2 protein-coding genes are annotated in these 2,507 nt (G+C 55.8%); both read left to right on the forward strand.

Annotated features, from left to right (window positions below; translation table 11 throughout):
* Positions 1–963 (forward strand): nucleotide-binding domain containing protein (locus QZ279_RS08730; protein ID WP_293449981.1); only part of this gene is annotated, 963 nt, incomplete at its 5' end.
* Complete coding sequence (locus QZ279_RS08735) at positions 960–2,243, forward strand: ribulose-bisphosphate carboxylase large subunit family protein (RefSeq protein WP_293449982.1); 1,284 nt, start codon at positions 960–962, stop codon at positions 2,241–2,243. The genes QZ279_RS08730 and QZ279_RS08735, both read left to right, overlap by 4 nt.
* The last annotated feature ends 264 nt before the right edge of the window (positions 2,244–2,507 follow it).

Consider the following 2,507-nt stretch of genomic DNA (forward strand, 5'->3'; position numbering starts at 1 on the left):
TACCAGTCTTTCGGGCATCTGTTTGCGGGCTTTGGTGACGCTGTATGCCGACTTGATCGACACCCTGTGATGTCGCGCCACCCGGTCACACCCATGACTGAATCCGACGTGGCCAAACATATCGCTTTACAGTCGAAAAAAGTCATTACTCGGTGCCTGACGCTGGAAGATTTGTTCGCAGGAGCGCAGCTACCAAAGACAGCGGCCAACCCTGACCGAATCGATGTGGTAACACTCGATTGCATGGACGACAGAACTGAATCAGTTATAGGCCGTATGCTCTGGGACGGGCGCGCGGCCAACCCGTTTGTCGTTGGCTCTCAAGGCGTCGAGTATGCCCTCGTGCATCACTGGCAGCATACGGGGCAGATCGCCAAGGTTGCCACGCCACAAGGGATCGGACCGGCGGACCGGATGGTCGTTGTGTCAGGTTCCGTCTCGCCCACCACCGCAGATCAAATTGCCTGGGCAAAGAACAACGGCTTCGCGGGTATTGCATTTGATGCAACCTGCGTCTGCCGAAGTCAGGAAGCTCTCGACGAAGAGGTCGCCCGTACGGTTGCAGCCTGTCTGGAGGTCATCAGCCAAGGGCGCGACCCTCTCGTCTATACCGCCGAAGGCCCTGATGATCCAACCGTCGAGGCATTCAAAGCCGCCGCATCAGAAGATATCGCAGCAGCCAACCAACAGACAGGCGAAGCACTGGGATACATTCTGCACCAAACGTTGACGGAAAGCGGGGTGCGCCGCGCTGTGGTCTCGGGCGGAGACACCTCGGGCCATGCGACGCGTCAGCTGGGCATCTATGCCCTCACGGCGCTGGCACCGACAATTCCAGGTGCAGCGCTATTTCAAGCTCATGCTGAAGGGCCGATGGACGGCCTGCAGCTTGCACTTAAAGGCGGCCAGATGGGCAGCCATGACTATTTTGGCTGGATCAGAAACGGAGGAGGACCCCAATGAACCGCATCACCGCAACCTATGATATTGAATCGCCTGTCGGCGTTGCCCGCGCTGCAGAAGTCCTTGCCGGAGAGCAATCCACTGGTACTTTCACAAGGCTGGCCGCCGAAACAGACGAATTACGCGCACGCTCTGCCGCTCGGATCGAACGGATCGAGATCACGGGCAGCCGTGCGACTCCGTCTTTGCCCAGCCGCAAGGCTGGCAACAGTTACGAAAGCGGCTTGGTAACCGTCAGCTGGTCCTTGGACAATTTCGGAACTTCCCTACCAACGCTTATGTCCACGCTGGCGGGCAACCTGTTTGAACTAGCCGAACTCTCGGCCATTCGCCTTGTTGATATGAACCTGCCAAGCGCTTTCGCCATGGAGCATCCCGGCCCACAGTTTGGGGCAACGGGCACGCGGAACTTCATGGGAGGGCATCAAGGGCCAATCATCGGAACTATAATCAAGCCCAGCGTTGGCATGAACCCTTCGGAAACCGCCGGCCTTGTGCAAACGCTGGTTGAAGCTGGGATCGACTTTATCAAAGACGACGAATTACAGGCCAATGGCCCCCATTGCCCGTTCGACGAACGCGTCAAAGAGGTGTCCCGAGTGCTCAACGCTCATACCAACAAGACGGGCAAACGGGTTATGTATGCCTTCAATCTCACCGACGAAATTGACCAGATGTGGCACAATCTGGAGCTTCTTGAGGCGCATGGCGGTACATGCGCGATGGTCTGCATCAATTCTGTCGGCTTAACTGGCCTGCGCGCCTTGCGCAATCGTAGCCAGATGACAATTCACGGACACCGTGCGGGTTGGGGGATCTATTCCCGCTCGTCTAATATCGGGATCAGCTTTCCGGTAATGCAAAAGCTCTGGCGCCTTGCGGGCGCGGACCACCTGCACGTGAACGGTCTGGCAAACAAATTTACCGAAACTGATGATGTGATCGCGCAATCGGCAACCTCGGTTCAAAAGCCAATTACTGAAGGCGGCCCTGCACATCTGGCAATGCCCGTCTATTCCTCAGGTCAAACGGTCTGGCAGATTGATCCTGCGCGCGCCTTGCTGGGCAATGACGACTTCATCTACTGTGCAGGCGGCGGCATCCTAAGTCACCCAAACGGCGCAGCCGCTGGCGTAATTGCCCTGCGCCAAGCCGCAGACGCGGCCCGCAACGGGATCAGCATTCGGGACTATGCAAAAGAGCACTCCGAATTGCAGGCGGCCGTAGACACGTTCCCGGAAACAAGAGTCGCATTGAATAGTAGCGTCCCGAACAGGTAATTCTTCTCTGCACACGCAGCTTGGAAAAAGTAGAAGTTGGATAACTGTCCACCTAGGTTGGCTGTGTCCGCATAGCAGACCTCATGAAGTGTAAGCTCCAAAATCAGGACCGTTTTCAGGACCGCTTTTATATTTTAGAACCAAAATAAATACCTGTAATTAAATATAAATACTGAAAGTTCGACGTCCTCTTCTGGGCACCACTTAATCACCCAAAGCATTGTAATACCTCACTAATTCGACTGATCGAGTGAGCCGTAGACC

Origin of the sequence: Planktotalea sp. (assembly GCF_018607965.1) — a bacterium.
In the GTDB taxonomy this organism is placed as follows: Bacteria; Pseudomonadota; Alphaproteobacteria; order Rhodobacterales; family Rhodobacteraceae; genus Planktotalea.

Coding starts and splice junctions, on each gene's coding strand:
- QZ279_RS08735 (WP_293449982.1), top strand. CDS start 960: ATGAACCGCATCACCGCAACCTATGATATTGAATCGCCTGTCGGCGTT.